Raw genomic sequence first — 2,067 nt, forward strand, 5'->3', positions numbered from 1 at the left:
GTCACGCGGCGGCGGGGGCGAGGCCGGCGTCGGACTGCGGCAGGCAGCCCTGGCCCTCCAGCGACCGCCGCAGCGCCAGGTCCGCCGGCGTGTGCGGCAGGTCGTCCCCGAGAAAGCCGCGCAGCTTCGCGCCGTCCAGCTTCACCGGCGTCCGCCAGAGATAGCGCATCTCGCGCAACTCGCGGAAGGTGGTGACGACGGGCGACAGCGCGTCCAGCGCCAGCCACGGCATCCGCCGGATCGGCGCGTCAGGGACCCCGGCGACGGGGCGCAGCCGCTCGGCGATCTCGACGCCGCGCTCGAACCAGTGCCCCTCCATGTGAAACCGCTCGAAGACGCCCAACTCCGCCTCCCGGTCCATCAGCCGCGCGATCGTCTCGCCGAAGTCCGGCAGGTAGGCCCAGGCGTGCCCCACCTCGCGCGCGCCGGGATAGGTCACGCGCGTCAGCGGCCGGCCGGGCTTGACGAGCGCCTGCGAGAACCACGAGTTCGCCGTGAGGTAGGGGCCGAAGAAATCCCCCGCCCGCAGGATCAGCACCGGGACGCCGTCGTGCGACGCCCGCTCCAGCCGGCGCTCCATCTCGACCCGCACGGCACCCTTCCGCGTCGTCGGGGATTGCGGCGAATCCTCCCGCAGCACGGGAAAGGCGTCCGGGCCGTAGTTGTAGACCGTGCCGGGAAACACGACTCGCGCGCCCGCGGCCCGCGCGGCGGCGATGGTGTTCTCCAGCATCGGGACGGCCAGCTTGTCCCAGTCGCGGTAGCCCGGCGGGTTGACCCCGTGAAAGATCAATTGGCAGCCCTCCGCGGCGGCAACGACGTCCTGCCGGGTCATGGCGTCGCCCCGGACCCACTCGGCATCGAGGGCAGGGGCCTTCTTCGGATCCCGGGCCAGCGCGCGGATGCGCCAGCCATGCGCGGCCAGCGCGCGGGCGGTTTCGGACCCGACGCCGCCGGTGGCGCCGAGGATCAGGGCGGTCTTCTGGTCTGTGCGGTGCATGTCAGCCTCCTTGTCTGCGACCTTGTCTGCGATGGCGCCGATATGCCCGCTGCTCCGCTTCAAGAAAATTGCGATAATCCGTGGCTCTGCTATACGGAAATAGATGAGCGCACCGACCTGGGACCATTACCGCTCGTTCCTGAGCGTGCTGCAGACCGGCAGCCTCTCCGCCGCCGCGCGCCGGCTGGGTCTGACCCAGCCGACGCTGGCCCGACACGTGGAGCAGCTGGAACAGGCGCTCGGCGGCGCCCGGCTCTTCACCCGCTCGCCGCAGGGGCTCGCGCCCACCGACCTCGCGCTGCGGCTGAAGCCTCATGCCGAGACGATGGCGGCCGCCGCCGCGGCGGCGGAGCGCGCGACCGAGGGCGAGGCCGGCGCGATGACCGGCACCGTCCGCATCTCTGCCAGCGACGTGATCGGGGCCGAGGTTCTGCCGGCCCTCCTGCGCGAGCTGCGCGCCCGCCAGCCGGGGCTGACCTTCGAGATCGTCCTGTCGAACACGACCTCGGACCTCCTGCGCCGCGAGGCCGATATCGCGATCCGGATGATCCGCCCCACGCAATCGGCGCTCGTGGCGAAACGGGTCGGGACGGTGGAGCTGGGCTTTCACGCCCATCCCGATTATCTCGCCCGGCACGGCACGCCGGACACGCTGGATGACCTGACCGCACACACGATCATCGGCTTCGACCGCGACAGCAGCGCCACGCGCGGCTTCGAGACCACCGGCGTCACCTTCGACCGCGCGCGCTTTGCCTACCGTATCGACAACCAGATCGCCCAGCTGTCGGCGATCCGCGCCGCCTGTGGCATCGGCATCTGCCAGACCGCACTCGGCCGGCGCCCGCCGCGCCTCACCCATCTCTTCGCCGAGGCCTTCGCCGTGCCGCTGGAAACCTGGGTGACGATGCACGAGGACCTGCGCCAGGATCCCCGCCTGCGCCTGACCTTCGACCACCTGTGCGAGACAATGGCGGCCTACTGCGCGGACTCCTGACGCCCCGCGCCACCGCCCCAATGCTTCTTCTGGCGAGAAATACTCCGGGGGGTCTGGGGGGCTGGCCCCC

Annotated in this window: 2 protein-coding genes; one reads left to right on the plus strand and one right to left on the minus strand. The window is 71.5% G+C overall.

Translation table 11 applies throughout. The annotated features are described in order from the left end of the window. Position 1: 1 nt before the first annotated feature. Positions 2-1,000, minus strand: a complete 999-nt coding sequence (locus P1J78_RS24700) for an NAD-dependent epimerase/dehydratase family protein (RefSeq protein WP_275570031.1) — start codon at positions 998-1,000, stop codon at positions 2-4. 103 nt (positions 1,001-1,103) lie between these two features. On the opposite strand from P1J78_RS24700, the gene P1J78_RS24705 reads away from it, so the two are divergent. Beyond that, complete coding sequence (locus tag P1J78_RS24705; protein ID WP_275570032.1) at positions 1,104-1,997, plus strand: LysR family transcriptional regulator; 894 nt, start codon at positions 1,104-1,106, stop codon at positions 1,995-1,997. Positions 1,998-2,067: the final 70 nt, after the last annotated feature.

Origin of the sequence: Psychromarinibacter sediminicola (genome assembly GCF_029168335.1) — a bacterium.
In the GTDB taxonomy this organism is placed as follows: domain Bacteria; phylum Pseudomonadota; class Alphaproteobacteria; order Rhodobacterales; family Rhodobacteraceae; genus Psychromarinibacter; species Psychromarinibacter sediminicola.

Excerpts from the sequence above, each read along its gene's own strand:
- P1J78_RS24700 (WP_275570031.1), bottom strand. The coding sequence starts at position 1,000 with ATGCACCGCACAGACCAGAAGACCGCCCTGATCCTCGGCGCCACCGGC.
- P1J78_RS24705 (WP_275570032.1), top strand. The coding sequence starts at position 1,104 with ATGAGCGCACCGACCTGGGACCATTACCGCTCGTTCCTGAGCGTGCTG.